This is a genomic window from Micromonospora sp. D93, assembly GCF_018070365.1.
Taxonomy (GTDB): domain Bacteria; phylum Actinomycetota; class Actinomycetes; order Mycobacteriales; family Micromonosporaceae; genus Micromonospora; species Micromonospora ureilytica.
Genome location: NZ_JAGPXW010000005.1, coordinates 244445 through 271316 on the forward strand (window position 1 = coordinate 244445; position 26872 = coordinate 271316).

Consider the following 26872-nt stretch of genomic DNA (forward strand, 5'->3'; position numbering starts at 1 on the left):
CTCCGGTCACCAGATGGAGAAGTCCGCCAGGCGCCGCGGGGTGTCGAACACCAGGTAAACGTCGCGGGTGCCGACGGCCCGGGCCAACTCCGTGCTGGTGCTGACGTACCGGTAGTCGTCGCCGGTGCTGGGCACGGTGGCCGTGCCGAGCAGCCGACCGGTGGGCGAACCCAACCGGATCTGGATGGTGCCGGCATCCGCGCCGGCCTTGGCGACAGTCGCGGTGAAGGTGCGCGCGCCGGCTCGCAGCGCGGAACCGTCGAAGGAGATCCACTGACCGGCCGCGGTGGCGCCGACCGCCGTGCCGCTGGGCTTCGACTCGTCGACGAGCCGGACCCCCGCGTACCTGTCGAAGTTCTCCGCCCTGGTCGGACGCGACAGGTCACGGGCCGGGATCGTCTCGCCGCGGACCCGGACCGCGGCGCGGGCCCGGATGTCCTCGGCGGACGCCCCGACCATCAGGTCGTGGACGGACGACTCGACCACCCACCGGCTGCGGGTGACGTCCCAGTGCGCCAGGTCCGCGGCGGGCAGGCGCAGGGTCACCGTACGGGTCTGCCCGGGCGCGAGTTTCACCTGCTCGAATGCCTTGAGCTGGCGGATCGGGGTGGTGTCCCGCGAGGTGCGCTGGTGGGTGTAGAGCTGGACGACCTCGGACCCGGCCCGGCTGCCGACGTTTGTCACGTCGACACTGGCCGTGATGGTGCCGTCGGCCGCGACCGATTGGACACCGGCGCGCAGCTGGCCGTAACGGAATCGGGTGTACGAGAGCCCGTGGCCGAACGGGTAGAGCGGCTTCGCGCGGCTGTACAGGTAGGTCTGCCCGGACGAGATGATGTCGTACTCCAGCAGGTCCGGCGGCAGTTGCGAGTCCGAGCGGTACCAGGTCTGGGTGAGCCGGCCGGACGGGTTGCGGTCGCCGAAGAGGACGTCGGCGACGGCGTGACCGGTCTCCGCGCCCGCGTGGGTGGTCCAGACGATGGCCGGCACGTTCTCCTGCTCCCATCGGATGGTGACCGGGTAGCTGGTCTGGAGCACGAGCACGGTCCGCGGGTTGGCCCTGGTCACCGCCTTGACGAGCGCCTCCTGGCCGGCGCTCAGCGCGGTGGAGGTCCGGTCGTGCGCCTCGCGGCCGTTGATGAACGGGTTGCTGCCGACCACCAGCACAGCGGTGTCGGCCGCCTTGGCCGCCGCCACGGCCCGGTCGATACCGCTGCTGATCACCTCGCGGTTGAAGTGGGTCGCGGCGGCCGGGGTCGATGCGCCGAGCTTGAGGGCGCCATCCTCGCCGACGGTCACGTACGTGTCGGCGCCGAACCAACTCTCAGTGGTCTCGTAGCCGGCATAGCGCAGCACCACAGTTCCGTCGGCCTGCGGCTCCAGCTTGAACTGCTGCTGGACGTACCAACCGTTCGGCTGCTCGTCGCGGGTGACGAACGGCCCCCAGTTGTAGCCGAGGTAGCGGCCGTTGGCGGCGTTGCGCAGGGTCACCACGTCCTGCCCCCAGTCGACCACGTCGAACTGGGCGTCGAGCGAGGCGCTGCCGCCGGTCGCGGTGACCGGGTTGGTGTCGGTGGTGCCGGTGGCCGTGACGTACCGGCCGGTCGCCGCGTCCTTCAGGGCGATCCGGTCCGCCCCGTCGAGCCCACTCACACTGGCCGAGCTGCCGAGCCGTTCACGGATGCCGTCGAGCGCCGTCACCTGGTACGGCAGGTCGCCGCCGTACCAGTCCGAGTAGAGGGTGTCGGCCAGCGGGCCGAGCACCGCCACCTTGCGGGTCCGGGCCGGGTCCAGCGGCAGCGCCTGCCGCTCGTTCTTCAGCAGCACCATCGCCTCCCCGGCGGCCTGCCGGGCGAGTCGCTGGTGTTCGGGACTGTTGATGACATCCGGGGTGATGCCGCCGTACCGGCCACCGCCCGGGTCGAACTCACCCAGCCGGAACCGGACGTTCAGGATCTCGCGGATCCGGGCGTCGATGTCCCCCTCGGTGAGCAGGCCGGCCGCCAGGGCCTGCTTGATGGCGGTGATGGTCGGCTGCGCGTTCGTGTCGTCGGTGATGAAGCTGTTCAGGCCAGCCTTGATGATCGCGGCGTTCCCCTCGGCCTGGGTGGCGTAGTACCCCTGGGAGGCGACGAGGTTGTTCGGCGCCCAGGCGTCCGTGACGTTCATCAGCGGCTGGTCGGTCCAGTCGCGTACCACAGTGGCCAGGTCCGGGTCCACGGTGGCCGGACGGCCGTTGACCAGGTTGTACGCGGCCATCATCCCGGTCGCCGCGTCGGCGGTGATGGCCGGCTTGAAGGCGGCACGGTCGTACTCGTTGAGCACCCGGGGCGGCACGTTCGACGAGGTCACGTCGCGCCGGACCTCGTTGTTGTAGGCCAGGTAGTGCTTGAGGGTCGGTGCGCTCTTCAGGTGGTTCGGGTCCCCGCCGGTCATTCCCGACCCGTACGCGGTGGAGATCGCGGCGGTGAGCAGCGGGTCCTCGGAGTAGCCCTCCTCGTTGCGGCCCCACCGGGGGTCGCGCAGCAGGTTGACCACCGGGGCCCACAGGTTGAGCCCCCAGACCCGGGGATTCTGCGCGTGGTAGCCGCGCGCCTCGTCGCCGACGGCCGAACCGACCTGCCGGATCAGGTCGGTATTCCAGGTGCTCGCCATGCCCACCGGCTGGGGAAAGGCGGTGCCGCGAGCCTTGACCACGGCGCCGTTGTTGTCGATGTCGGTGGACCAGGCCACCCCGTGCAGCGCCTCGGTACCGGTCTTGAACAGGCCGATGCCCAGCCGGGGAATGGCCGGCTGGTACTGGTGCAACCAGGAGATCTTCTCGTCCTGGGTGAGACGGCCGAGCAGGTCGTCGACCCGGGCGTTCACAGGCAGGTGGGGATCTCGGAACGGGTAGGTGGGCTCGGCGAGCGCGGTGCCGGGAACGGCCGGTAGGGCTAGCAGTGCGAGCGCGAGCGCGGTGATTCCGCGCCGAAGGCGCCAGTTCCGCATGCGTTTCTCCTCATGTCGTACGACAGACGCCCAGCGGGCGCCCAGACCGACGTGACCAGGCTCGACACCCGGCTGGCGGGCCTGAACGACGAATCGTCGAAGCGCTTCGACGACCCGGCCGCGTCACCACGGCCATGATTGTTGTGATCCGCGCAACTATAGATGCGCGCCAATGACCCGGCAATACCGGCTCGCCCCTCGACGCCGACGCCCACGCCGCTTCTCACGTCGGAGCCGGCGATTCACCAGTGGTAGAGCACATTCACGGTCAGCGCGGCCACCACGGTGACGAAGAATACGGCCGGGCCCACCAGCTGACGGGAGCCGACGCGCAGGTGCGCGATCAGCGCGCCGATGAAGTACAGCACCAGCCCAGCGGCGGCGAGAGTGCCCAGCAGCGGTACGGCGAAGCCGGCCAGCAGCCCCAACGAGCCTGCCGCCAGCGCTGCGCCCAGCCACGGTAACCACGACCGTGGCACGCGCTTCATGTCGGCCTGGGCCTTGGGATAGTCGTGGCCGATCAGGTAGGTGACGGCGGCGATGCCGGTGAAGATCGCCGCGAGAATGGTGATCGTGACATAGGCAGCGAACATGATTCCTCCGTTGTGGTTGCTCGCCACCTGGACGATCTGGCGCTGCGGATCGTGACGACTCGATCAGCTCGTTGGCCGCAGCGCGCCGAACCGTACGCCGGTGGCCTGTTCGGACAGTTCCCACAGACGGCGGCCGTGCTCGGGGTCGGTCGCGGCCGCGGAGAGTTTCCCCGGCGCGGGGTGACCGCGCAGTTCGCCCGGCCCGCCGGGGGCGACGAGCTGGCCGGGCCGCGCCCCGGGGGCGGTGGCGGCGTACAGCTGCGGCCAGACACCGCGGTCGACCGGCTGGGCGAGGAGTGGGTTGCCGATTCTGCCCAGCAGCAGCCGCCAGATCGGCGTGGTGGCGCTGCTCTGCAGGTTCGTCGCGGTGTAGCCGGGGTGGGCGAGGAAGCTGCCCAGCGGGCTGGCCACGGCGTCGAGCCGCCGGTGCAGCTCGTAGCCGAAGATGGCGTTGGCCAGCTTGGACGTGTTGTAGAAGCCCATCGGGGAGTAGCCCCGCTCGCCGGTCGGGTCGGCGAAGCGCACCTTCCCCTGCCGGTGGTTGACCGAGGTGACAGTGACCACCCGTGGGTCCCGGCCGGCCAGCAGGAGGTCGAGCAGGAGCCCGGTGAGGGCGAAGTGCCCGAGGTGGTTGGTAGCGAACTGCACCTCGTGACCCTGCGGGCTGAGGGTGCGCGGCACTGCCATCACCCCCGCGTTGTTGATCAGCACGTCCACCCGACGGTGGTCGGCGTGCATCCCGTCGGCGAACATCCGTACCGAGTCGAGGTCGGCGAGGTCGATCCGCCGTACTTCCAGGTCGACGCCGGGCCGGGCGGCGTCGATGTCGGCCGCCACCCGGCGGCCCCTCTCCTCGTCGCGGACGGCCAGGACGACGCGCGCACCGCGGACGGCCAGCTCCCGGGTGGTGACCAGGCCGAGGCCCGCCGAGGCGCCGGTGACGACGAAGGTACGGCCGCTCAGGTCGGGAATCTGGGCAGTGGACCAGCCATTGACAGTCATGCGACCCACTGTGCTATCGGTGGCACTCAGTGTCAAGCAAGGCGCGCAATGCCAACATGGGCATGGCGTAGCACCTCTTGACGTAGCATCGGCGGATGAGATCTCGTGCGGACAACAGCCTGGCCGAACGCAAACGCCAGCTCGTCGCCGACGAACTCCGCGACGCCGCCCTGATGCTGCTCGCCACCAAGGGCTTCGACGTGGTAACCGTCGACGACATCGTGGCGGCGGCCGGCATGTCGCGGCGCACCTTCTTCCGCTACTTCGCGTCCAAAGAGGACGTCGTCGTCCGGTTCCTGGCCGACACCAGCGCTGACATCATCGCCGAACTCGCCACCCGGCCACGCGCCGAGCCACAGTCGGTCGCGCTGCGCCACGCCCTGTGGGTGCCGCTCGCCGCCTGCAACGACCACCCGGAACACTCCGAGCGAGCCCGGGTCGTCGTCCGTCTCATCCTGGACACCCCCGCCCTGCACGCCCGCTGGCTGGAACGCCAGATCGAGTGGCGCGCCGAGCTGGCCGCCGAACTGGGCAACCGCGGCGGCCTCGACCCGCACACCGACCCCTACCCACGGATGGCCGCCGGGATGGCCCTGCTGGCCCTCGACACGGTGCTCCAGCGGTGGCAGCCGGGCGACGACGAGCAGCACCTGGCCGAGCTGATGGACCAGGCGTTCGCCGTGGTGGCGCCGGCCCTCGACGGGCCTGCCGCGTCACCCGCCGCCGGCTGAGCGCCACCCTGCGCGAATCAGCGCGGTTTCTGCGCACTTACAGGCCGCTCAATACGTTCGCGGCATGACAACCAGGTCAGCGGTGCGGTGCCCACCGCCCTGAAGAAGGTGAACACGGCGGCACGGCTGCTCCAGGCGTACACCCGGTTGGGTCTGCCCAACGCTCTCGACCCGGACGACGTGTTGTCCGCGAACCTGTTCGGGCAGTACCAGATTCCGGTGAACATGCCGACGGACGCCAAGATCGGTGCCGCCTGTGCCAAGGCGAGCGGGAACTACTCCCTCTGCGGGCCCACACCATGCACGCTCGACCCCAGCCGCCCACTGCGCGACCAGGTCAGCCTCAAGGTGCCCTGCGAGCCAGCTGTCGACTCGTCCAACCTGCCCGGTGACCCACTTGGCGACTGTCTGATCACCAGCGCGCGGTCCCGCGCCCTCACGCAACGGTACGAGGTGTGGGCGGACCAGATGACCGCCGGTCTGCACCGCGAGCGGGCGCCGTGGATGAACGACACCCTCCTGGGCCTGCGCATCACCACCCGCCTAACCCACGCCAACTGAACAAGGGGCGTTGCCGGCGTCCACGGGCGCCGGCAACGCGTGGTGTCAGGTTCAGTGGCGTTCCAGGTCTCGGCGGCGGACGGGGTGCTCGAATCGATCGGACTTCGTCGAGACCCACCAGGAATTAGTTCAGCCTTCGGTTTATTCATCGGCCGATGTACTGTCGGGGGATGGAGATGCTCACGCACGGCCAGGTTCTGGCCCGCTTCGGTCACGCCCTGTCCGACCCGGTCCGGGCCCGGCTCCTGCTCGCGCTACGCGACGGGCCCGGCTATCCATCAGACCTCGCCGACCTGCTCGGTACCAGCCGGCAGAACCTCTCCAACCACCTGGCGTGCCTGCGCGGCTGCGGTCTTGTCGTCGCCGTGCCCGAAGGCCGCCGCAGCCGCTACGAACTCGCCGACGGGCGCCTCGCGCACGCCCTCGGGGACCTGCTCGGCCTGGTCCTGGCCGTCGATCCTGCCGCCTGCCCCGCCGCCGAATCCGACGGGTGCTGTTGATGAACGCGCCCCTGCCGCTCATGTCGCTCAGCCCGTCACCGGCCCGTCGCTCGATCCTGATCCGGCGGATACGCCTGTTCGCCGCCGGGACGATCACCTACAACGTGATCGAGGCGGTCATCGCCATCAGCGCCGGAAGGATGGCCTCCTCGACCGCGCTGATCGGGTTCGGGCTCGACTCCGTCATCGAGGTGGCCTCCGCCGCCGCCGTCGCCTGGCAGTTCTCCGGCCTCGACCACGAACGCCGGGAGCGCGCCGCGCTGCGAGTCATCGCGCTGTCGTTCTTCGCCCTCGCCGCCTACGTGTCCGTCGAATCGGTGCGCGCGCTCGCCGGCGCGGACCGGGCGGAGCACTCCACGATCGGCCTGGTCCTGGCCGCGGTGTCCCTGGCGGTGATGCCGGTCCTGTCGGCCGCCCAACGCCGCGCGGGACGCGAACTCGGGTCAGCGTCGGCCGTCGCGGACTCCAAGCAGACCCTGCTGTGCACGTACCTCTCGGCGGTGCTGCTGGTCGGGTTGGCGGTCAACTCGCTGTTCGGCTGGTGGTGGGCCGACCCCGCCGCCGCGCTGGTCATCGCCGCGGTCGCGGTGAAGGAAGGCCGCGAAGCCTGGCGCGGCGACAGTTGCTGCGCCCCCGGTTCCGCTCTGCGCTCTCCCGCCACGGGCGGCGACGTCAACGGGTGCAACGACGGGTGCTGCTGACCGGCGTAACTGGGCGGTCAGCAGCATGCTGCGCGGCCAGCGACATCAGGCCCGGCCGGACTTAGGCAGGGTCGTGTCGGTGCTGGAGGGTTCGTGTCGGTACGCCGAGAAGCATGAGCAGGGCGACCGCCTGGGCAAGCACCACGGCGATGACCAGGCTTGGCACCGAGTGGTCGTAGAGCAGCCCCGCCGCGGCACCGCCGGCCAGGGCTCCCGCGCCCTGCACAGCGGCGAAGATGCCGCAGGCCCATTCGACACCGCTCGCGGCGTCAGCGAGCCCTGCCGACTCGGCCGGGCTGCGGATGGCCTTACCGAGCCGCTCGGCGAGGATCAGCACCGCAGCCACTGCCAGGCCGGCGCCGCCCAACGACCACCCGCCATGCGTGCCCAGTGCTCGCCGTCGTCGTCATCCGCCGGCCTTGCGGGACGTGCCGCGGCTCGTAGACGGCCAGCGCCGTCACTGTCAGCAATACCGTGACCGTTGGGGCTTGCATCCGGTACTCGGGTACAGGCTTACCGTCGTCAGTATGAGCGATGACCACACGTGGGTGCCCGAGTCGTGCATTCTGCCGAGTGGGCAACGGCCGCTGCGGCTGGCCGAATTCGACTACCTGTTCGCCACCGCCCTGCTGGCGCAGCAGCGACTGTCCCCCACCGAACTGCTGTGGCGTCTCGACCCGACCGCGGAGGCGGTCGCACGGGACCTGATCGGCCGTTCACCCTCGACGAGGTCGCCGAACTCCTCGACCCGAGCCAGCACCGTCACGGTCGCCACCCCGACGCCGGCCTACGGGCCCGTGCTCAAGCAAAGCTCGCCGAGGTCGAGGCGAAGATCGCTGATTTGCAGGTCATCGCCGGCACACTGGGCGCCGCGGTGAAGGCCGGCTGCGACGACCTCGTCGAGTGCGCCGGCCAGCCGTGCTGCCCCATCCCCTTCGCCGCCATCGCTCCAGCAGGTGCCTGTTCGACCGGGTCACCGGCATGATCGGGGTCCGAGGGCACATCGGTACGGTCCACGTATGACAATCGTCCGCTCTGTCCTGCTGTTCGTCGTCGCCGCCCTGTTCGAGATCGGCGGGGCGTGGCTGATCTGGCAGGGCTGGCGCGAGCACCGCGGCCTGTGGTGGATCGCTGCCGGAGTCATCGCCCTCGGCGCGTACGGATTCGTCGCCACCTTCCAACCCGACCCGAACTTCGGACGAATCCTCGCCGCCTACGGCGGCGTGTTCGTCGCCGGATCCCTCGCCTGGGGCGTGATCGTCGACAAGTTCCGGCCCGACCGGTGGGACGTCATCGGCGCCGGCGTCTGCCTGATCGGCGTCGCCCTGATCATGTACGCGCCCCGTTCGGCAGGCGGCTCCTGATCCCCACGAAGCCGGTGGCCTGACGTTGCATGACAGTCGGGTCCACGTCTGCCGTACCTCACCGTTCTGATCAAGCGGTGCACCGGAGGTGTTCGGAGTGTTCGGGCCTGTTCGGAACTGTCCGCACGTCTGTCATTCATAGACGGATCGCGCCCATCATCGATCGTGGCGACCACACCGGTCGGTACCCCGTGATCGTTTATTCGGCCGACCCATACTCCGCCGGCAACGGCTTCGCCATCTACACCAACTCCGGAATTGATTCGGCGTTCAGAGCCTGCGACGAGGGCGCAGCGGACGGTCGCCGTACCATTGGCCGCATCTGGTGGGAGTCCGTATACGCCAAGGTCACGCTCCACGCGGCGAACGGCAGCGGCACCTGCTCCGAGCCTTACTACGTCAGACTGCTGTCGGGCACGAGAGTCTATGTCGAAGCATGCGAACGCCAAGGCGCGAGCGGCGCCGACGAGAAGTGTCGAACGACCTGGGACATTGTGGCGTGACGGAGGCCGGCCGGCCTGACGGCCGTCAGGCCGGTCGCCGCCGACGTAGCGTGGCAGGGTGGCAGCACCCCGCATGGCACCGCCGTCGGGGATGAGCCCCCGGCTGACGTTCCTTTTCGCGTTGGCGGCGGGAGTGGCAGTCGGCAACCTGTACTGGGCCCAGCCACTGCTCGGCTTCATCGCCGGCGACCTACGCGTCACGACCGCGACGGCCGGCTGGCTGATCACCGCGACGCAGCTCGGGTACGCCGTCGGCGTGCTGCTGCTCGTACCGCTCGGTGACGTCCTGGACCGCCGCCGGTTCGTCTCGATCATGCTGCTGACCTCGGCCGCCGCACTGCTGCTGTGCGCGCTGGCACCGTCGATCGGCGTACTCCTGCTCGCAATCGGCGTGCTCTACCGCACGATTCCACAGCTGGCACCCCGGACGCGCATGCCGTTACCCGCAGCTCATCGCCTCGGTCGGCGCTGTGGTCGTGCGTGAGCGGGCGGCCCGATGGACGCTGGTCCTGGCCGCCACCGGGTTCGCCGCGTTCTCGCTGTTCTGGACGGCGCTGACGTTCCTCCTCAGCGGCCCGCCGTTCCGGTACCCGGTGGCGGTGATCGGGTTGTTCGGGTTGGCCGGCCTCGCCGGCGTCCCCTCCGGACTGCGCGGCGGCCGGCTGCACGATCGCGGTTGGTCGCTTCCGGCCACCGGCGGTGCCTGGGTACTGGCCCTCACAGCCTTCGTCGTCGCCGCGTTCGCCGTACGGTCCGTCGCCCTCGTCATCATCGTGATCCTCATGCTCGACGTCGCCCTCCAGACGCAGGCCCTGCTCAACCGGGCGCGGCCGTTCGCCCTCTCCCACGAGGCCCGGAGCCGGCTCAACACCGCGCTGGCCACCGGCAACTTCGTCGGCGCCGCCGCCGCGACCGTGCGGTGGTCCGCGGGCGGCGTACGGGGCACGCCGACGAGGTAACGGAGGCGGTGCCCTTGGTGCCCGACGGCGCAGGCGGGATGGACACCATTCGGATCTGGAGCCGCACGGGCGAACCACTGGCGGCGATGCGGAGGACGTTCGAGGTTGCGTCGGCTAATACGGCCGCCTACGCCTCAGATCGGGAATGTCGCGCGAGGCGGACGCGCCGGAGACGCTCCCCCGCTTCCTGATGCCCGGCCGCCTCCGCACGTGCCAGCCAGGTCTCGGCCTCGTCGAGGTCACGTCGTAGTTCGAGAATCACGCCCAAGTTGAAGATCGCGTTGTGGTCCCCCTTGGCGGCCGCCTGCCGGAAGAGCTGTTCGGCCTCCTGAAGGTCACCCTGCCTCATCCGGACCATTGCCAGGTTGTTGACGGCCTCGCTGACGCCGGCCGCCACGGCGTTGCGGAGAAGAACCTCAGCGCCTGCCAAGTCGCCCCGGTCGGCCAGCAACTCGGCGAGGTTGTAGGCCGCGTCGGCCTGCTCGCCCGCGGCGGCCTGACGGTAGACCACTTCCGCCTCCCGGTCTCGACCAATTCGGCGCAGGAGATTGCCGAGATTCGCCGCCGCATCGAGATTGCCCCTGGCGTACGACGATCGATAGAAGTGTTCCGCTTCCCGATCGTCTCCTTGACGCGCCCGCAGGTAGCCCAGACTCAGTTCCGCCTCGGCGATCATCTCGTCCGATGGCAACCCGCCGAGGCGCAGCGCGAGTCGATACCGGGCCTCCGCCTCAACGAGCTGGCCACGCTCCTTCAGAAAGGTGCCGAGAAGAAAGGTGGCAGGCCCGTGACCGACATCGCTCGCCTGCCGGAAGAGGACGATCGCGGTAACGATATCGCCCGCCCGCGCCCGGTCCATCGCCTCTCCAAAAATCGCTTCTCCACTGCCGCCGACGTCTTCCGAAAACGCCCCGACCCCTCGCTCTTCTGCGTACATCTAGTGTCCCGCGACCTCGTTGATAACCGCCAGGACGCGATCCCTCTCCTGCGCCGTGGCCATGATCTCTTGTCGGTTGTCGCTGAACCGCTTGCCCTGGGCGTGCCATTCGAGACGGCCGAGCAGGATGCTGCCCGCGCCCTGAAACTCGATGCAGTACTTGAAGATCCGGTGGTGCTCGTCGACGTGGTCCACATCGCCGTATCCCGCAACCTGGCGGAAATCGATGCTTCGATACTTGGGGCCGCGGCCCATCAGTCGCCTCTTGCCGAGGCTCTCGAAGATGCCGTCGTCGAAGACGGCGATCAGCGAAGTCCCCTCGGTCAAGGCAGGGAGGCCGACCTCGCTGAATCTTGCCCAGCTAAGCGCGTGCAGGCCGGTCAACGGAAACCCAGCGTTGCCCAACGCCTCGCCGTACACGTCCCAGTCGACGTTCTGTCGCCGTTCGCGGCCGACCGCTGCAGCCGTTTCCAACAACTGAGCGAAGTCGTGGTTTCTCGAAACGTTCATGACCGATTCCTTTCCGGGAGGAGGGGCGACCGCCCGACCTTTCGAAGCCTCGAAAGGCCGGGCAGTGGCCGGTTGTTCATTCAGGAGCAGCGGCCCCACTGGCAGTTATGCCCGGATGCGGGGCGGCCCATCTTCTCGGCCTCCTTGCACCACGCGCACTTCGAGCGGCCGGCCTTGACGCACGCACACGACATGGGTACCTCCGATGAGTGGTAGGACGCGAATTCTGGCACCGGGACGGAGATGGGATATCCGGCGACCTAGAGATTGCCACCCGTTTCCGTCTTGAGCTAGTGCTGGAGCAGTCATTCGAACCGAAGTAGCATTCGGGATCGGCGACCGGTGGGGACGGCCACTCGAAAGTCTCCGGGAGCAGTGTCGACGGGGCGACGGGGCGACTACGAACAGTCAATCCCCGAGGATGATCAGTTAAGGGTGACGACCGGAAGGGCAGAAGAGTGAACCGGGTTGATCTCCTTTCCTCGGGAGACCTTGGGAACAAACAACATCAAAGATGAGGCGGATGGCGGGCGCAAGCGCCAGCGTCGTCGCTCGAACCCTGCGACTAGATTCGCCACCTGAACTGCCATTGGAAATGATGCGGGCAGTTCGCTCAGCGAAACCGAGCGAACCTGCGACCGGTGCTCAGGAAGGTCAGGGCTCGGGCGTCTCGCACCGGCCAGGGCGAGACCGGTCCTGGCGCGGCCGCAAGCGGGGCGCGAGTGGAGCCTGTCCAAACTCCTCGCGGACGGCCCCTCGGAACAGCCACAGGGTCTCGGCGAACCGGCGGTACAGGTCCTGGCACTCGGCGCCGTCGGCACGGGCGCCGAGCCGCACCGCGTTGCGGATACCGACGAGGGCCAGAAAGACGGCCTCCGCGGCTCGGACCAGCTCCGGACTGCCGGAGATCAACAACCGTTCGCGCTGGGCGTACAGCCCGGACTCGTGCACGGCGCGATTGGCGGCCGCAATCGGATCGTCGCGGGTGTGGTCCCACGAGCGAAGGCGAAGCGCATGGTGCGCACTGTCGAGCGCCAGCGTGAAGGCGACGCACGTCTCCCACAGGGCCGCGGCCGGGGCGGAATCCGGCGTACGGGTAGAGGGTTGTCGGGAACGCTCGTACTGCTGGATCTCGCGCAGCCGCCCGGCGAGCTTGCGAGCAAACGCCGCCTCGTCGCGGCTTCCGCCCATGGCCGTCACCAGATTGCTGGCGGTGACCGGGGTCGGCACCCGGCGCCCATTGAGCAGCTCACCGACGTAACTGAGGGACAGCCCTGACTTGTTAGCGATCGCGGTCCTGGTGAGGCCGTTGTGCTGGGCGACCCGGCGCAACAGCTCGGCCAGGTCGTTCGCCGGGCCGGGCGGCAGGTCCGCCACGCCGCGCTGACCTCTCCCCATTGCACCGTCCCGTTCCCGAGGTCTCCAGCCCATGACTAACACAGCCACCGACACGGGCACCAGACCCATGTCTCACCGGGCCAGCAGTGCCTCCACCCGATCGATGCCGGCCGCGCCAATCCGGGTCAAGATCAGTTGTGCGTGCTGCGCGGCGACCCGGGCCTCGATAGGGCTGCCGGCCGCCCTGAGGGCGTAAGCCAGACAGAGGTGAGCCTCGGCTTCCTCCAGTGGGTTACCGATCTCGTGGGCGAGAGCGAGGGCCGATCGGCAGGCGGCTGCAGAAGCCGCCGGGTTGCCGGCCACCAACTCGAGTCGGCCCACCGAGTTGTCGACTGCGGCGAGGCCTAGACGGTCCGGCAGGGATTCGTAGGTGCTGCGGGCCTCCGCGAGCAGGTGGCGCGCCTCCTCCGGGCGCCCGGAGGCCACGAGCAGGTCGGCATACTCCTTGAGCACACACGCTTTGCCCAGGTCCTCGCCGATTTCCTCGTACAGCGCGACGGACTGGGTGAACGCCTCCTCCGCCTCCTCGTACCGTTCCAGAGCGCGATACGTGGCTCCGGTGTCGATGAGGTTCTCGGCGACCAGGGAGCGGTCGGCCAATCGCCGACTCAGTTCTCGCGCGGCATCCAGGCGCTCCAGTGCCTCAGCGTAGTCGCCCTTCAGCCGGAGCACACTGCCGAGCTTCGTGGTCGCCTGTGCCCGCAACAGCGGCAGATCGAGTTCGTCGGCGAGCTGCACCGCGCACGCCAACGCCTCGATAGCTTCCGGGTAGCGGTCCAGGAAGTAGAGAGTGTTGCCCAGGTTCTTGAGCGTCTGGGCCAGCCCGACATCGTCGTTGAGCCGTTCGTAGTGGTCTCGTGCCTGAGTCAGCAGCCGGACGGCTTCGTCGTACTCGTCGAGCATGTACCGCAGCGTGCCCAACCCGGTCAGCGCGGCGGCTGTCTCGAGCGGCTCCCCGGCAGCCTCGCTCTGCTCCAACGCCGTGGTGTGGCTCTCGATGGACGACGAGTAGTCGCCGGTCAACAGTTGCACGGTGCCCCGTTCGAGCAGCACTCCGGGGATGTCCGGCAGCGCGGCCAGGGCGGCGAGGGCGTCCGGATAGTCACCGTGATTTCGGTGGGCGGTTGCCAGCTCCAGGGCCGCCTGCTCAGCTGCGGCCCTGTCGTTCAGCTTCCGGGCGGACGCGAGTGCCCGCCGTTGCAGCCGAACAGCGAGGTCCCACGGCCCCGTCCGCCGCAGGTGCCGCGACAGCGCCGCGGTCAGCCGTACCAGCCGGGTCGGCTGCTCCGACAGCACGTCCAGGCACGAGATGACGTTCGGGCGATCGGTGGTAAACCAGGCGATGGCCTGCCGCCGATCCGCGACGGCAGGCTTCGCCCCGGCATAGAACGGGCCTTCGGCGGGAGGCAGTGGCGCCCCGGCCAACTGCCGGTCGGCCGCAGTCGCCACGTCCTGGTAGTAGTCGAAGAGCCGGTCGAGGGCGGCCGCCCCATCCCGCTCCGCGTCGTCCTGGCGCAGATCGTAGAGGAAGTCGCGGATCAGGTCGTGAAGCTCGAAGCGGCCGAACACGTACTCGTCCACGAGGTTGTCGTCGAGCAGGGACTCGAGGCGGCTGATGGTGACGTCAAGGTCGTCGCCGGTGAGCGCGGCGGCCGCGTACCCGTCCACGTCGATCCCGGGGTGCAGCCCGAGGATGCGGATGAACCGCTGCTGCGGCGCGTCCAGAGTCTCGTACGAAAGGCTGAACACGGCCGCGACGTCCAGGTGACGGACCTTCAGGACCGATAATCGTCGCCGCTTCTTACGAAGCCGGTCCGCCAGTTCCTCGACGGTGAGGGACCGCCGGTTCCGCATTTTCGCGCCAGCCAGTGCGATCGCCATCGGCAGGTGACCACAGAGCCGGACCACCTCGTCGACAGGGCTCCCGGCGGGCAGGTCGCGCTGGACGACCTTGCGGAACAGTGACGCCGCGTCTTCGGGTGACAGGACGTCAAGGGCGATCGTGGTGGCGTCGAGTTCGATCAGCCGGCGGCGGCTCGTCACCAGCACCAGGGACTGCGGCGCGCCTGGCAGCAGGGGCCGGATCTGGTCGGCGTCGACCGCGTTGTCGAGGACGAGCAGCGTCCGCTGGTCGGCCATCCGCTGCCGCCACAGCGTCGCCCGCCCGTCCAGCGAGGCGGGAATCAGCTTCGCCGCGACGCCAACCGCGTGCAGCAACTCGCCGAGCGCGTCAAAAGGGCTGAGCGGCGGATGATCGCGCGTGTAACCGTGCAGGTCGATGAAGAGCTGGCTGCCCGGGAACCGGTTCATCAGCCGGCGCGCCACGTGATTGACGAAGACGGTCTTACCGACACCGGGTTTGCCGTCGACCGCGTGGACGGCGATGACCGTGCCCTTTGCCCGGGCCCGCTCCACGGCTTCCCGGACGCGGGCAAGCTCGTCAACCCGGCCGGTGAACGTCGGGAGGTCGCGGCGCAGTTGGTTCACCGGCGGCGGCTCGTGCTTCGCCGGCTCGATCTCGGCGATCTTCTCGAGTGCCCGGTGCAGCTCCATGATCTCGGTCCGGGTGGCGTCCTGAATCACCTGGGGACGGCCACTCAAGCAGAGCGTGACCCAGGGGTCGATGACCTCGAGACCGATGGTGCGCCTCCACTTACCGGACTCGATGGTGGACACCCACGCCACACTGCGGCCGATCACCGCCCCGACATCCTTCTGCTGCAGACCCGCGCCCGTACGCAGCGCGGCGAGGCGCCGGCCAAGTTCCCGGCGTTCGGCTTCGGCCACCGTCCATCCTCCATTTCAGCGTGATGAACGGCGACGCACGCGGCTCACCTGCGAAAACGACCATCTACCCGGCATCCGTTTCAGCGTCTGCCCAGGACCAGCACCGCCAGATCGAAGCTTCTCGTGTGCGAGGTCGAACCGCAACAACGAGGAGTGAACGTGAACCACTCTGCTAAGAAGCCTGCCGTCCTGGCGTTGAACTGTGCATGGCCGGCGTTGAAGGGCGGCATCCCGGCGTTCAACCGGAACCTGCTCGCCGCGTTCGCTGGGGCCGGCCACCGGACAGCGTGCCTCGTGGAGGCACCCACCCGCGACGACATTGAGGACGCGGCGGCACACGGCGTCGATCTCTTCGCAGCGGAGCGGAGCCCCGCCGGACCGTCCATGATGCTCGAGTCCCCGGCGGCGCGCCTGTTCGAACCGGATGTGGTGATCGGCCACGACCGCTTTACCGGACCGTCCGCCTGGGTGCAGAGGCGGCGATATCTCCGCGACGCGTCCCTGGTGCACATCGTGCACACCGCGCCGGCCGAGATCGAGCGGTTCAAGGGTGGCCTCGATGCGACTGAGCGGGCCGAGGAGCGAGAACGGATCATCCGGATGGTGACCGCCGACGCTGACGTCGTCGCCGCGGTCGGCCCCCGCCTGCAGCGGTATACGGCCGACCTCGTCGAGGACGGTTCCGGCCGCGTCCGGGTGGTGCAGCTGGACCCCGGACTCGGTCCGCTGCACCTCGGCAGGCGCCAGCCGCCGCCGAAGAAGCAGGTCCTTGTCCTGGGTCGCACCGACGACTTGGAGCTGAAGGGGCTCGACCTCGCCGCCCGAGCGATCGCCGCGGTGCCCGGAGCCGACGCAGCCTCGCTCGGACTGCTGGTACGCGGTGCCCCGCGTGGAGAGTGCGACGCCCTGCACCGCACCCTGGTCGGGCTCTCCGGGGTGGCGCGCGAGCGGATCGACGTACGACCGTTCACCACGGATCCGGACGAGTTGCGCCGGGACCTGCTGCGGTCGCTGGTGTGCGTCATGCCCTCGCGGGTGGAGGGGTTCGGCCTCGTCGCCCTGGACGCGATCGCGGCCGGCACGCCCCTGCTGGTCAGCGCGAAGAGTGGCGCCGCCGAACTGCTGCGGGACCGACTGGGCCGGCTCGCCGAGCCGATGCTCGTCGACATCGCCGACGAGCCGGACACCGATGTGCTTTGCTGGAGCGCGGCCGTCGCCCGGGTGCTGGCAGAACCGGAGGCGGCACTGCGTCATGCCGAGGAGGTCCGGCAACGGCTGACGCCCCACCTGACCTGGCAGCACACCGTCACGGCGATCCTCGACGCCGTCGCGTACGCCCCTACACCGCGCCCGTACGGCGGCGCTCGTCGGCGGCAATGACCTGCACCGGGACGCCAGAGACGGTTTGCCGCTCGACCGGCCCAGCAGATCACCAAGCTCCGTACGGACCATCGCGTCGACCTCAACGTCAGCCGCACCGAACTGTTCCCGCTCCTCCTCGCGCCAACTGCATTCGTAATCGTCCACGTCAGAGCCGCGATTCGAGCCGGAAACATGGTGCAGCGGACGGTCCCACCCGTGCTTACAGACGATTCAGGGGACATGGCCGATCGGCCATGTCCCCTGAATATCGCTGGTGCGCCGCCAGGGACTCGAACCCCGAACCCGCGGTTGTCGAATTTGGGGCATGAGGCTTGTCATTGTTGGTCACTTCTTAGCGCTGAGCTGCGCAAACGCCGCTCGCCTTGATGATTAATCATCACTCATAGTCAACCTCTGGAATGAGTTTCCGGGGGGTAAACGAGGGAACCTCTCCTTGCCCGGCAGGGGCGCCCTGTCGGGACGCATCCCGGCGGGCGACCGTAGGGCCCGCTCAGTGCGAAGGTCCGCGAACTCGCTGCGGACTCAGAGCCCTTCGCCGAGCCCGCTTGGAGGTGCCAAGGGTGACCGAAGTGCGGAGTCGCTTCGTAGACAGCGGAGTCAGGAGACTGGCGTTCGCCGTCTGCGCAGCTGGTCCCAGTCAGGGAACGGCCGGGCGTCCGCCTGCCCGGCGACACCCTCATCCTGGCCCGCGATCTTTGGCTCGCCTTCTAGGTAGCTGTCGGTAGTGGGGCGGCGGGAGGTCGCCATTTCAAAGATGGAGATTGGTACGCGTGCCTGGGCAGCCAAGGTCCGGGCTGGATAACCAGCCGCCTCGAGAAGCTCAACGCTCTTCGGTAGCAGCGAAGGTAGCTCAGCCGCAGTCCCCTCGCCAGGCTCCTGTCGGCGCCAGCCGTGTGACGACAATGCCACCATGGCTCTCTGGTACGTCGATTCGCTCATCACCTTCAACTGACGGCATCGCATTAGCAGCGCCTGAAGGCTGACTCCCCAGCGCTCCTTGAGCATGAACAGCCGATGCCAGTCGATCTTGGCGGGCAGCTCATCGATGATTCCAGCTGCGGGCATCAGGAATTCGGCAGCGAAGCGGTGTGCCTGATCTTCGACGAGCTTGCTGCCCGGTTCGGAGTCGGCGTGCATAACAAGGTGGCCTAGCTCGTGGGCCGCATCGAAGCGTTGCCGATAGTAGTCCTCCTTCACCGGGTTCAGTAGAACGATCGGCCGGGCGCCTGCCTCGATAGAGAACGCATCCACAGCGGACGTCTGCGGAAGCGAGAAGACAACCAAGACACCTTTATTCTCCAGCAGCCGGATGAGATGTCCGACGGGACCGCTGCCCCTACCCCATTGGGCACGGACGAACGCGGCGGCCGCCTCAGCCTTGCCGGAGGCGATCTCGTCGGGCGGCACCGGCCAGCGAGGAACATCGCGCGGCGGCAATTCGACGTACTTCTCCAGCGAGGCAGCGACATCGGCGACGAGACACCCGTAGGCGTGCGCCTGATCGCGTACGAGCTGCGTCGTAGACCTCAAGGACCTGAAGTGTGGCGTTGGAACAGGCGCCTCGGGCGAGTCGACACCGATGAAGAACGACGGCTCAACCTTGAGAGTCAGTGCAAGCTGTGCCACCGTTGCCGTCGCCGGCCGCTTGGTGCCGTTCTCATAGCCGGCGACAGCGGTGGGGGTCTTGCCGATCCGCTCGGCGAGGCCGTTCTTGCGCAGCCCGGCGACCTGTCGCGCCAAGGTCAATCGACGGCCGCTAAACAGCCGCGCTGCATCGGCAAGCCGCGAGGCTGCGGGCGGTGGTGCGACGATCATCGCCCTGCGGACTCCGCGTCCGGCTCCTGACCGACGACGCGAGGCCGCAGTCGCACTGGAGCGTCTGAGACATCGGCGCTATTCGCAGGCACGGTCGAATCCGACGCGTCGGTCCGAATACCCGACCCAGTGCCTCCATCGCCAGGCAGCAATGAGCGCAGCCATACCCACGGCTTCCCGCCGCCGATGTTGAGGCGGGGCCGCCCCAAGAACAGCTCGGTGGCGCCGGTATCAGGGTCGAGACTGTGTGCAAGCACGATGTTGAGCACCGAGTTGCGCTCGTTCGCGGCGAGCAGTTCGCGCAGAGTCACCGGGTCCAGGCCCTCACCGACGCGATCCTCGTAGGTGCCCGGAAGGACGAACTGGTCCAGGCTGTCCGACCCAGTCTGCGCCGCGATCTTGCGCTTCGTGGGGCTCTTCCGCCCCCAGGCGATTTCGTGGACCTTGCCGAACTCGAAAGAGCTGAGGAACCAACGGTACTGCCCGTACCGCCACGCGGGCGAGTTGTTGAGGTCTGCACGCTCCACCCCCGCGACGGTGAGCATGGTGCCCTGCTCCGGCGGAAGCAGTCCGGCCAGCAGCACGTCCTGGTCACGGGCATCGTCTGTGGAGATGTACTTCTCCAACCGGAATGCCCGGTCCTGCCGGTCTGCGAGCAGCGTGTGCGCTGCGATACCAAGCACGGTTTGGTTGTGACCCGTTTCCGGGTCAAAGTCTGCCCACGCACGCGTGTGCGCGGAAGCTACCGCCCAGCGGAGCGCCCCAACGATGCCGTCCGCAGTCATCTCAGCGACGACCTTCTCGTCCTCGGTCACGCCGAGAACCCTACCATCCGTACGAAGTTGATGTATAAAAGTGAACCGTGCAGGCGTGTTACGCGAAGTCCTTGCGTGTGCGCGGATCCCGACCGAGTGACGTGCCAGCCATGGGTAGCACTCCTGTGTGGCGACCCAGTACGCGTCTGGGCATAGCAACGTGACCGAGAGCCGCACCGCGTTCTTTAGTAGCCGTAGGTCGCGCGTGGCGACTGGCCGGAACCGGCGGGATCTGCAAGACGACGGACGCACCGCACGCCTGGCCTCAGCACACCGAACGGCCCGCCGGGGGGACCCTGGCGGGCCTCCCACGCGGCGACAGCCCCCATTGTCGTCAGAGCCTCCTCGACGAGCGGTCACGGCAATGCCGTCTGCGCTAGACCGCCCTCGCTTGTCCTCTGGCACGTCACTCCGGGGGGATCGGGGTCAGCCGTCAGGACAAGTCCGCGCGTCAACCATGCCGCACACACCGCATCGAACTGAGGACGACACCAGCGGCCCGTCGCTCCCAAGCATCGTTTTCGCTTTACGCTCACCCGGCCGGACTGGTTTCGTTGTTCAGCAGAGCGCGCGCGGCAGCCTGCTTCAACAGATACTTGACGGCACGCCCCATCCATTCCTGCTGCTCGTCGTACGGCAGTGGCAGCGGTTCGGTTGTAACGCGACATCCGAGCCGCCAACGTCCGCGGCTGACTTCGACGAAGGCGGTAGTGGAACGAAGTGCCGAGCGGACCTTCTTCGCTGCGTACTCTGGTGACTCCGTCATGCCCAAGGCGTCAGCGATCTCGCGGGCAAGCATGCCCTCGTCCGTCGCGAGTGCCAGGATTCGAGCGGCGCGTTCGCTCAACGCAGGCACGTCGGCCGGCTTGACTGCAAGCCCAGCTTGGGTCTGGACGGCCGTGCTGTACGTCGTCAGTAGCTCGACCGCGATTGGACTGGCAACATTCCACACCCGCTGGCCCGTAGCCTTCAGCTGGTGAAGATGGCGCTCGGCCCGGCCGTCCTTCTGCCACCAGTAGGCAGCCGATGCTGCCAGCAGCAGCGTTGTTGCCTGCAGGGCGCGTGGAGCCTGGGCGAATCTTCGGCCCACCTCCCAGATCGCGACGGAGGTTGTCGCCGTCGGCAGTCCGACGGCGGTGACGGCCAGCTCGAACTCGGCGTGATTGGCGCCAGCGTGAGTGAGCGGCAGCCAGTCGTAGGAGCCGAACCCGTAGTCGGTCAGGTCGCCATCCTCGGTCAGGACACAGCACCGGGCCAAAGCAGCGGCCAGCCGCGCCGTCGGCGCGTCGGTGGGGTGGCGTTGCTCAACCTCGGCAACCTGCGGGTGGGTAACGCCCCACTCGTCTGGGACGTCCACGATCCGGACGTACTGGAGGTAGTAGCGCCGCCACCGGCGAACAGCCTCTACGGCGTCAACTCCTCGGTCTGCGGCATGGCCGGGCAGGTCACGTTCGACCTCGGTAAGCACATGTCGAGAGATGAATAGCCGGTAGGTGTCGTGCTCAAGTGCCACAATTAGGCTTGTCAGCCGGCCGTTACGTGTGCCCTGTACGACGTCGTTCATGAGCGCGCAGGTGTCGCCCACTAACAAGGTGGGCGGGGCAACCCGCCACAGCGACCGAGGCATGCCGTAAAGGTATCCGGTTGGTCCGACAGTTTCGACCTAATATGAGAGCGGCGGCCCCGTCGGGAGCTTGTCGTAAGAAGACGCTGGTCGTAGACGGTTAGCGGCCCGCACCGATCGCCGCCTTCGAGGAGCATCGGTCAGCAGCCGATCATGGGCCGGCCCGCCTCCGCCACTCACCTCGTCTATCAGGGTCAGAAGTTCGACTTCGTACCTTCGGTTCGCTACTACTCGGGACCTTCGTAGATTCCGGCGATCAGCATGGCCCGGCGTGGGGGCACAGTTCATTCGTGCCCTCGGCTAAGGGACCTCTCGTAACTGGTTGAAGGTGTTGCCCGGCAACAGGCCGGTAGTCAGCCGAGGATGATGTTGTGGGGGTCGGCGATGCCGGAAGCGGCGTCGGCCAATGTGTGGCCGACACGGCGGTAGTCGCACAGGATATTGAAACACCTCGTCCTGGCCAGGGCGTGTTCGGCTCCGGCCCGGACGGTGCGGTATTCGACGTTGAGGGCTTGCTTCCAGGCGGGCAGGTCGTCGCCGTCGGCGGTTTGCGGTACGGGATGACCACCTCGGGGTTGCCGCGCGGTAACCGCCGTCGGCCATCACCGGCCGCCCGTCCGGTTTTCCTCGATACCCGAGGTGCGGTAGACGATGGTGTCGTTACGGTTGCCGGGTTTGTGGGTCGCGGACGACGATAACCAGGCGGGTGGCGTCGATGGCGACCTGCAGGATCGACGGTCGGCCGGCGTTGATCCAATGGGCGTTGCTGACCACCCGGAGTCGGCGGCTTGGCGGAGCACCTGCGTGAGCCGAACCCGGGGAATCGGATCGGCGGCGAGGAGGTCCCGTAGCACCTCCCGGTGCCAACGGAGAGGAACTGCTCGGTGGCACGGAAGCTTCAGCAGTGGGGGTCGATCGCCGCCACTACCGCCTGCACAGTGCTAATACTGTCGAGCGCGTCGCCATCACTCAAGGGAGTGATGGCACCCGGAGTCAGAGGGTCGGCATCACATTGATGCACAATCCTGTTCCGCCTCTGGACAATAACTCCGAGTGCCGCCTTCGCTGCGCCCGGGTCGTTGGGGAATGCGATGCTCCACACCTTTGATATTCCGACCATTGCCAGCCCATTCGCCACATCATCTGGCTTCTGGAAAGTCTCAAGCGACAGGCGTTGCGCGATTTGAGCCCGCGCAGAGACCTCCTGCATAAGCGCATTTGGCGCGTTAAGGATCTCCTGCACCGCGGAAAGCTGTAGCCCAACTTTACTTTTGGATCCAGAATTCGCTAATCGCCCCATAAGCATATCGACTCCGCGGTCGAGGACGATTCCGTGAATATAGGAATCCAGGGCAGCGACAGCGTGAACCAACGCCGCCCGATACATGTCTGATCCGTCGACACGCCCACCAGTCATGCGGTAGACACTTTGTCCGAGGCCAACCAAGTCTCGAGCGCGAGTCATCTCTACGGTAAATTGCCGCATACGTGAGGTGGCCATGATTAACTCGTCAGACTCTCAATCCTCTCGGCCAGCCGTTCAAATATCTCTTTGAAGTTCGCGATCTGCGTGCGCTGAGTGGCCCAAACAAACCCCCGGCGCCTAACGTCCTCTTGGGTCAGTGAAAAGACGGGCTTCCTGGCCTGCTGGGAATTCGCGATGAGCGTATTGAAATCTGGGATGTTCGCCAACCGTAACGTCGCCTCCAGCCCTGCGGCGCTATACCGATCCTCAGGCAACAATAGGTCGGCGCGGGTTAGGGCCGGAACTAGGATTTCGGAGACGGAGCGGTCTAGGTCCTCAAAATAGTTGCGGAAAGCCTCCGTCGGTTCACCTCCCTTAAGGCGGTAACGCTGCACAATCATTCCCAGAAACTTCAAGTTAGGTTTCGGGAATGGGTAGTCGGCATCTGCCAGCGCTTCCAAACCAGCCGCATTCCGCCCCCAGGACATCCAGCGGGGAAGAACCCTACTGAGCGACGCCAGCGCCATAACTGAGAACACATCAGGACTCGCGGGTATCGCGAAGTAGTCGGCTGTTGTCACAAGGTTCTGGTTAATCGACCCAAGACCTGGACTTAGGTCAATCAATACGAAATCAGCTTGATACTGCGCAGCCGTAACATCGAAGAGGTATTTGAAGCTTCCCGGCAGATTCTTCAGAGCTTGCACAGACTCAGATAGCTGCTGGGCAATCCCCAGAGACACCTCATCCTCGGCTAGACCGACATGGCCGGGGATCAGGAAAAGTCCGTCTCGCCCTTCAACATCGATGCATTCGACCGGCGACAGCCTTACTGGGCGAGATGCGAATGCGGGTTCCAACGCATCTTTAAGATTCCGCTTAGGGTTATCCGCGTAGAACTTCTCTAGCGCATCCTCCTCACGCAGGTCCAGAACCATGCCCGTAAGGTTGCACTGAGGATCAGCGTCAACCATGACAACTCTATGACCTCGTTCCGCAAGCATCCATCCCACGTTAAAGCAGGTTGTCGTCTTGCTGACGCCACCCTTGTTGTTAAAGAACGCGATAGTCTTGCTCACTAATGATCGGCCTCCTGCCGAATAAATCGAAGATATAAGGATAGTGAAACTCAATGACCTTCTCGACAGGACAACTAATCCTCCACGGTCGGGAGGAAGCTGTACCACGCCAGCTCATAATGGGGTTCACTAACGAACCATGCCCAAGTTCCTGGCGCGAGGTCCTTCAGTCGGCGTTTGGCGGGCTCGGCGTTTCGCGACAAGAAGGCGGTCAAGAATGAGCACCTGCCGGACTTGATGTTCTGTTGTGCTGCCCAGCCGAGTAACGCCATACGTCGGCTTCGGGAGACTGGGCCGTCAGTGGCGACTGCTTCAACGATCCAGAAGTGGACGGGTTCAGTGCCGAGGTCGGCGAGGAGCGCATCCGGGAGGATGTTCGCCTGATCGATTTTGATTCCAAGGACTTGCAATAGCTGCTCGTCGCCCAAGTGCACCTTTACGCCTGGTTCGGAGATTGCCAGCACCACGGGTTTAATCAGGCGGGTGGGTGCCCAGGACTCGACAACGCCTTTCAAGATGTGCGACGACTTGCCGGGCTCTAAGGTGCGCGCTGTGCCGTCAGGCAGAGTGATCGTCACAGCATGCTTGTCGGTCTCCGCCTTGCGAACAATGTTGACCTTGAGGCGGGTGCCCGGATCGAGGTGCAGCTCACGCCAGTCGCTCGCCGCCCTTTCGAGTTCTTCGCCCATGAGAGTGGGGTCGAAAAGGTCGGCGAAGTCGTCGAGCAAGGCCCAGCGGGGGCGTGAGCTTGACGTCGCTACGCCGGCCTTCTTCCGCATTGCTCCATGCTCGTGCCAAAGGCGGAAAGTCTCATCGCGAAGCGTCTCCCGGGAGTTGTCCGCATACAAGGGCGCAAAGGGAACGCCCCATGACTGGTGCAGAGCCTCCACGTGTTTCTTTTGCCCCGCCGCCGCCCTTCGCCACAGCGCGCGGTCGGCATCACTTTGGCGCGAGAGTGCCTCTTGCGACATCCAGGTGACCGTCGATGGCCTTGCCCATGTCACAGTGTCGGCTGGATCATCGGCCTTGCTTACGGCGTCGATGTAGAGCAGGGCGGTGATGCCCAGCCCAGCGAGCGGGTTGGAGAGCACCGTGTCGAAGGCGGCTCTCGGGAAGATCATTTGGAGACGGCGTTCAGCTTCCGACGGATCCACCGGGTTGCGCAAGTCTGTCCCCTCCGGGCCGATACGCCGCTGCTACGGCGGCTTCCAGGGCCGCACCCTCCAAGTCGTTCCAGGCGCGCACCACTCCACGGTCCGGCAAGGGTATCGATTCCAGCTCGTAGGCGCTGACCGCCACGGAGCCGGAGATGCAGCGAATTAGCTGGTCCATGGTCTTGGTCGCCAGCAACCGCGTCATTGCTTCAAGACTGAGGACCGGGTCTGGGCTCGAGGGCCGCAGTACGTTCACATGGTTTTCTACGGTTACTCGGCCGTGGCGTGCCGCAAGTGCCTCCTGGCTCAGATGTGCGGCGACGATACGGCGTGGCTGCTCAGGCGCGGTCGTGCGTTGAACGAGTACAGCTGGCTGGTCCAAGACCATCACCTTGCCGTCGGATGGCTTCGTGAGGGCCAAGTACCGCATGGCGTCTCGCGCTTTATCACGATGCAGGACACCGCCGTCGAGGTCCGCCGCCCAGATCACGTGGCTTCGGTTTGATCCCCACGCGGTGTACAGGTCATCGCTTCGGCGGTTCCAGACCAGAGGTCCTGTTGACGCTTTCCAGCCGAAGGATCTAAGGGACTCCGTCATGACGGATGCCGCTGCTGCCACTGCGGCGTCATCGGAACGCCTGGGCAACATCCACGGCTCGTCGGCCTTCTGCACCTTCACCGACGCGATTGTCTTCTCGGCGCTGCCAAGACTGGTGATCCGGGTCTTCCTCCGCTTCTTCCGCTCGAACGTTGCTAGACAGGTTTCTTGCAAGACAGAAGTGAAGACCCCGCTGCGATCCTCGACGAACATCACGGCACTCATCGCGGCCTGACGGCCGACGTGGGAGCGAAGGTTTGAGAAGTATCGACCACTGGTGAAACTGGTGGGAACGAGCGCCGCCAGAACGCCTTCCTCATCGAGCGCGTCCACGCCAGCCGCCATGAACAGGCCGTACAGGTTCGCGTGTCCATAGAGCACGTGTGCGTAGCGCTCACGCTCCTCCTCGGACAGGCGTACTCGACCGTATGGGGGATTCATGATCAACACACGGGCCTGCCGCTCCGCAGGGGCAAGCCCATCGCCTACACGAGCCAGCGCAGGCAGCGGCTTACGAAGACTGTCTGGCGTGCGGGCTAGGGTCGGCAACATCTCCGCCGCCAGCACCACATTCGTGATCCATACAGCTGCGGGATCCGTGTCTACCCCCTCAATGAGGTTGGGCAGGCCCGCGAGGACGAGTGCGGGATCCACGTCGTACGAGGCGCGCAGGTGCTCCCGCAGCGCCGGCAGGAGCAACGCTCCCGCCCCGCATGCTGGGTCTCGAATGAGCCCCGGCAGCCTTCGATTCGACGGCGAAAATTCAAGCGACTTCCGAGTCAAGCGCCACAAATGCGCGGCAAGGACCGGCGGCGTGTAGTGGCGCCCGTGCCGAGAGCGAGTGGTCGGGGTGAGTGCCTCAACGTAGGCTGCACCGACCTGCTCGGGCGTCAGGGGATCCCACAACTCGTTGGGCGGCATATCCGATGGCATCGCCACCGGTGGCGTCGCCTGCACGGCCGCCTCGACATCAAGCCAACGCCCTGCAAGGCCAGCCGCCAAAGCCTGAGCCTTCCACCACACCGGAACGGCAGCCAAGACGGCTGCTGCCGACGGCGTCAACGCCCCCGGGCCACTATCCGATAGCTCGATGCGGGAACCGCGCGACCCGAGGGGACGCTCCGCGTCAACCCTCTGCACCGCCTCTGACGTCGCCGCGACAACGAGTAGGTCGGGCATCACGTCTGTGTTCCTCCGTAAGATCGGTACGGCCATACCCTAGCCAGCGCGAAGGTTGCCAGCTAGTGGGCTAACGCGGATGCGATTCGTTCATGGCCGGGACACGCAGGGTCACACATTGGCCCCTGACTGGTCCATTGCACCGAATCACGACGAGGCCGACTTGTCGAGCATCCTGGGGGCAAGTCCGCCTACGGCCCGGGGGGCGCAGCCTCTGCAGTTG

25 protein-coding genes are annotated in these 26872 nt (G+C 66.9%); 10 read left to right on the forward strand and 15 right to left on the reverse strand.

Features of this window, described 5'->3' with window-relative positions; genetic code table 11:
* Nucleotides 1–6 precede the first annotated feature (6 nt).
* The 3 genes from KBX71_RS08740 to KBX71_RS08750 all read right to left on the reverse strand — a co-directional run bounded on the left by KBX71_RS08740 (nucleotide 7) and on the right by KBX71_RS08750 (nucleotide 4586).
* Nucleotides 7–2991: a glycoside hydrolase family 3 protein gene (locus KBX71_RS08740; RefSeq protein ID WP_210817475.1), complete on the reverse strand. Its 2985-nt coding sequence runs from the start codon at nucleotides 2989–2991 to the stop codon at nucleotides 7–9.
* A gap of 242 nt (nucleotides 2992–3233) precedes the next feature.
* Nucleotides 3234–3584: a DoxX family protein gene (locus KBX71_RS08745; RefSeq protein WP_210817564.1), complete on the reverse strand. Its 351-nt coding sequence runs from the start codon at nucleotides 3582–3584 to the stop codon at nucleotides 3234–3236.
* 63 nt (nucleotides 3585–3647) lie between these two features.
* Nucleotides 3648–4586 carry an oxidoreductase gene (locus KBX71_RS08750; protein ID WP_210817476.1) on the reverse strand — a complete coding sequence of 313 codons (939 nt, stop codon included), beginning with the start codon at nucleotides 4584–4586 and terminating at the stop codon, nucleotides 3648–3650.
* A gap of 95 nt (nucleotides 4587–4681) precedes the next feature.
* Between KBX71_RS08750 and KBX71_RS08755 the strand changes: the two genes are divergently transcribed.
* From KBX71_RS08755 to KBX71_RS08770, 4 genes are all read left to right on the forward strand, one after another.
* Nucleotides 4682–5317, forward strand: a complete 636-nt coding sequence (locus KBX71_RS08755; protein ID WP_210817477.1) for a TetR family transcriptional regulator — start codon at nucleotides 4682–4684, stop codon at nucleotides 5315–5317.
* Between the two features lie 87 nt (nucleotides 5318–5404).
* Nucleotides 5405–5878 (forward strand): hypothetical protein, encoded by a 474-nt coding sequence (locus KBX71_RS08760; protein WP_210817478.1) that lies wholly within the window; start codon nucleotides 5405–5407, stop codon nucleotides 5876–5878.
* Between the two features lie 170 nt (nucleotides 5879–6048).
* Complete coding sequence (locus tag KBX71_RS08765) at nucleotides 6049–6378, forward strand: helix-turn-helix transcriptional regulator (RefSeq protein WP_210817479.1); 330 nt, start codon at nucleotides 6049–6051, stop codon at nucleotides 6376–6378.
* Nucleotides 6378–7079, forward strand: a complete 702-nt coding sequence (locus tag KBX71_RS08770; RefSeq protein ID WP_210817480.1) for a cation transporter — start codon at nucleotides 6378–6380, stop codon at nucleotides 7077–7079. Before KBX71_RS08765 ends, KBX71_RS08770 begins: the two co-directional genes overlap by 1 nt.
* 61 nt (nucleotides 7080–7140) lie before the next feature.
* Here KBX71_RS08770 and KBX71_RS08775 read toward each other — a convergent pair whose 3' ends face one another.
* Nucleotides 7141–7446: a hypothetical protein gene (locus KBX71_RS08775; protein WP_210817481.1), complete on the reverse strand. Its 306-nt coding sequence runs from the start codon at nucleotides 7444–7446 to the stop codon at nucleotides 7141–7143.
* Between the two features lie 297 nt (nucleotides 7447–7743).
* On the opposite strand from KBX71_RS08775, the gene KBX71_RS33580 reads away from it, so the two are divergent.
* The 5 genes from KBX71_RS33580 (at nucleotide 7744) to KBX71_RS08800 (ending at nucleotide 9905) form a co-directional block, all read left to right on the forward strand.
* On the forward strand, nucleotides 7744–8064 hold the full coding sequence (locus tag KBX71_RS33580; protein ID WP_307847009.1) for a MerR family DNA-binding protein: 321 nt from the start codon (nucleotides 7744–7746) through the stop codon (nucleotides 8062–8064).
* 34 nt (nucleotides 8065–8098) lie between these two features.
* Nucleotides 8099–8443 (forward strand): YnfA family protein, encoded by a 345-nt coding sequence (locus tag KBX71_RS08785; RefSeq protein ID WP_210817483.1) that lies wholly within the window; start codon nucleotides 8099–8101, stop codon nucleotides 8441–8443.
* A gap of 191 nt (nucleotides 8444–8634) precedes the next feature.
* Nucleotides 8635–8946, forward strand: coding sequence for a hypothetical protein (locus KBX71_RS08790; protein WP_210817484.1), 312 nt, complete (start codon nucleotides 8635–8637; stop codon nucleotides 8944–8946).
* A gap of 58 nt (nucleotides 8947–9004) precedes the next feature.
* On the forward strand, nucleotides 9005–9430 hold the full coding sequence (locus tag KBX71_RS08795) for an MFS transporter (RefSeq protein ID WP_210817485.1): 426 nt from the start codon (nucleotides 9005–9007) through the stop codon (nucleotides 9428–9430).
* A complete protein-coding gene (locus KBX71_RS08800; protein WP_210817486.1) occupies nucleotides 9423–9905 on the forward strand; it encodes a hypothetical protein in 483 nt (160 codons plus the stop codon). The genes KBX71_RS08795 and KBX71_RS08800 overlap by 8 nt, the downstream gene beginning before the upstream one ends.
* 127 nt (nucleotides 9906–10032) lie before the next feature.
* On the opposite strand, the gene KBX71_RS08805 is transcribed toward KBX71_RS08800, so the two are convergent.
* From KBX71_RS08805 to KBX71_RS08820, 4 genes are all read right to left on the reverse strand, one after another.
* On the reverse strand, nucleotides 10033–10842 hold the full coding sequence (locus KBX71_RS08805) for a tetratricopeptide repeat protein (RefSeq protein WP_210817487.1): 810 nt from the start codon (nucleotides 10840–10842) through the stop codon (nucleotides 10033–10035).
* Nucleotides 10843–11352 carry a hypothetical protein gene (locus tag KBX71_RS08810; RefSeq protein ID WP_210817488.1) on the reverse strand — a complete coding sequence of 170 codons (510 nt, stop codon included), beginning with the start codon at nucleotides 11350–11352 and terminating at the stop codon, nucleotides 10843–10845.
* Nucleotides 11353–12006: 654 nt separating this feature from the next.
* Nucleotides 12007–12729: a helix-turn-helix transcriptional regulator gene (locus KBX71_RS08815; RefSeq protein ID WP_210817489.1), complete on the reverse strand. Its 723-nt coding sequence runs from the start codon at nucleotides 12727–12729 to the stop codon at nucleotides 12007–12009.
* A gap of 93 nt (nucleotides 12730–12822) precedes the next feature.
* Nucleotides 12823–15537: a tetratricopeptide repeat protein gene (locus KBX71_RS08820; RefSeq protein WP_210817490.1), complete on the reverse strand. Its 2715-nt coding sequence runs from the start codon at nucleotides 15535–15537 to the stop codon at nucleotides 12823–12825.
* A gap of 159 nt (nucleotides 15538–15696) precedes the next feature.
* Between KBX71_RS08820 and KBX71_RS08825 the strand changes: the two genes are divergently transcribed.
* A complete protein-coding gene (locus KBX71_RS08825) occupies nucleotides 15697–16917 on the forward strand; it encodes a glycosyltransferase family 4 protein (RefSeq protein WP_210817491.1) in 1221 nt (406 codons plus the stop codon).
* A gap of 600 nt (nucleotides 16918–17517) precedes the next feature.
* Here the strand turns inward: KBX71_RS08825 and KBX71_RS08830 are convergent.
* The 7 genes from KBX71_RS08830 to KBX71_RS08860 all read right to left on the reverse strand — a co-directional run bounded on the left by KBX71_RS08830 (nucleotide 17518) and on the right by KBX71_RS08860 (nucleotide 26508).
* Nucleotides 17518–18735 carry an ImmA/IrrE family metallo-endopeptidase gene (locus tag KBX71_RS08830; RefSeq protein ID WP_210817492.1) on the reverse strand — a complete coding sequence of 406 codons (1218 nt, stop codon included), beginning with the start codon at nucleotides 18733–18735 and terminating at the stop codon, nucleotides 17518–17520.
* A complete protein-coding gene (locus KBX71_RS08835; RefSeq protein ID WP_210817493.1) occupies nucleotides 18732–19550 on the reverse strand; it encodes a hypothetical protein in 819 nt (272 codons plus the stop codon). Before KBX71_RS08835 ends, KBX71_RS08830 begins: the two co-directional genes overlap by 4 nt.
* Before the next feature lie 532 nt (nucleotides 19551–20082).
* The gene (locus tag KBX71_RS08840; RefSeq protein ID WP_210817494.1) at nucleotides 20083–21114 is read right to left on the reverse strand and encodes a hypothetical protein; all 1032 of its coding nucleotides are present in this window, start codon (nucleotides 21112–21114) and stop codon (nucleotides 20083–20085) included.
* A gap of 958 nt (nucleotides 21115–22072) precedes the next feature.
* A complete protein-coding gene (locus tag KBX71_RS08845; RefSeq protein ID WP_210817495.1) occupies nucleotides 22073–22675 on the reverse strand; it encodes a hypothetical protein in 603 nt (200 codons plus the stop codon).
* Nucleotides 22676–22677: 2 nt separating this feature from the next.
* Complete coding sequence (locus KBX71_RS08850; protein ID WP_210817496.1) at nucleotides 22678–23718, reverse strand: ParA family protein; 1041 nt, start codon at nucleotides 23716–23718, stop codon at nucleotides 22678–22680.
* Nucleotides 23719–23792: 74 nt separating this feature from the next.
* Complete coding sequence (locus KBX71_RS08855; protein ID WP_210817497.1) at nucleotides 23793–24884, reverse strand: BsuBI/PstI family type II restriction endonuclease; 1092 nt, start codon at nucleotides 24882–24884, stop codon at nucleotides 23793–23795.
* Nucleotides 24853–26508 (reverse strand): Eco57I restriction-modification methylase domain-containing protein, encoded by a 1656-nt coding sequence (locus tag KBX71_RS08860; RefSeq protein ID WP_210817498.1) that lies wholly within the window; start codon nucleotides 26506–26508, stop codon nucleotides 24853–24855. Before KBX71_RS08860 ends, KBX71_RS08855 begins: the two co-directional genes overlap by 32 nt.
* Nucleotides 26509–26872: the final 364 nt, after the last annotated feature.

Excerpts from the sequence above, each read along its gene's own strand:
- KBX71_RS08740 (WP_210817475.1), bottom strand. The coding sequence starts at position 2,991 with ATGCGGAACTGGCGCCTTCGGCGCGGAATCACCGCGCTCGCGCTCGCA.
- KBX71_RS08745 (WP_210817564.1), bottom strand. The coding sequence starts at position 3,584 with ATGTTCGCTGCCTATGTCACGATCACCATTCTCGCGGCGATCTTCACC.
- KBX71_RS08750 (WP_210817476.1), bottom strand. The coding sequence starts at position 4,586 with ATGACTGTCAATGGCTGGTCCACTGCCCAGATTCCCGACCTGAGCGGC.
- KBX71_RS08755 (WP_210817477.1), top strand. The coding sequence starts at position 4,682 with ATGAGATCTCGTGCGGACAACAGCCTGGCCGAACGCAAACGCCAGCTC.
- KBX71_RS08765 (WP_210817479.1), top strand. The coding sequence starts at position 6,049 with ATGGAGATGCTCACGCACGGCCAGGTTCTGGCCCGCTTCGGTCACGCC.
- KBX71_RS08770 (WP_210817480.1), top strand. The coding sequence starts at position 6,378 with ATGAACGCGCCCCTGCCGCTCATGTCGCTCAGCCCGTCACCGGCCCGT.
- KBX71_RS08785 (WP_210817483.1), top strand. The coding sequence starts at position 8,099 with ATGACAATCGTCCGCTCTGTCCTGCTGTTCGTCGTCGCCGCCCTGTTC.
- KBX71_RS08805 (WP_210817487.1), bottom strand. The coding sequence starts at position 10,842 with ATGTACGCAGAAGAGCGAGGGGTCGGGGCGTTTTCGGAAGACGTCGGC.
- KBX71_RS08810 (WP_210817488.1), bottom strand. The coding sequence starts at position 11,352 with ATGAACGTTTCGAGAAACCACGACTTCGCTCAGTTGTTGGAAACGGCT.
- KBX71_RS08830 (WP_210817492.1), bottom strand. The coding sequence starts at position 18,735 with ATGATCGTCGCACCACCGCCCGCAGCCTCGCGGCTTGCCGATGCAGCG.
- KBX71_RS08840 (WP_210817494.1), bottom strand. The coding sequence starts at position 21,114 with ATGAACGACGTCGTACAGGGCACACGTAACGGCCGGCTGACAAGCCTA.
- KBX71_RS08845 (WP_210817495.1), bottom strand. The coding sequence starts at position 22,675 with ATGGCCACCTCACGTATGCGGCAATTTACCGTAGAGATGACTCGCGCT.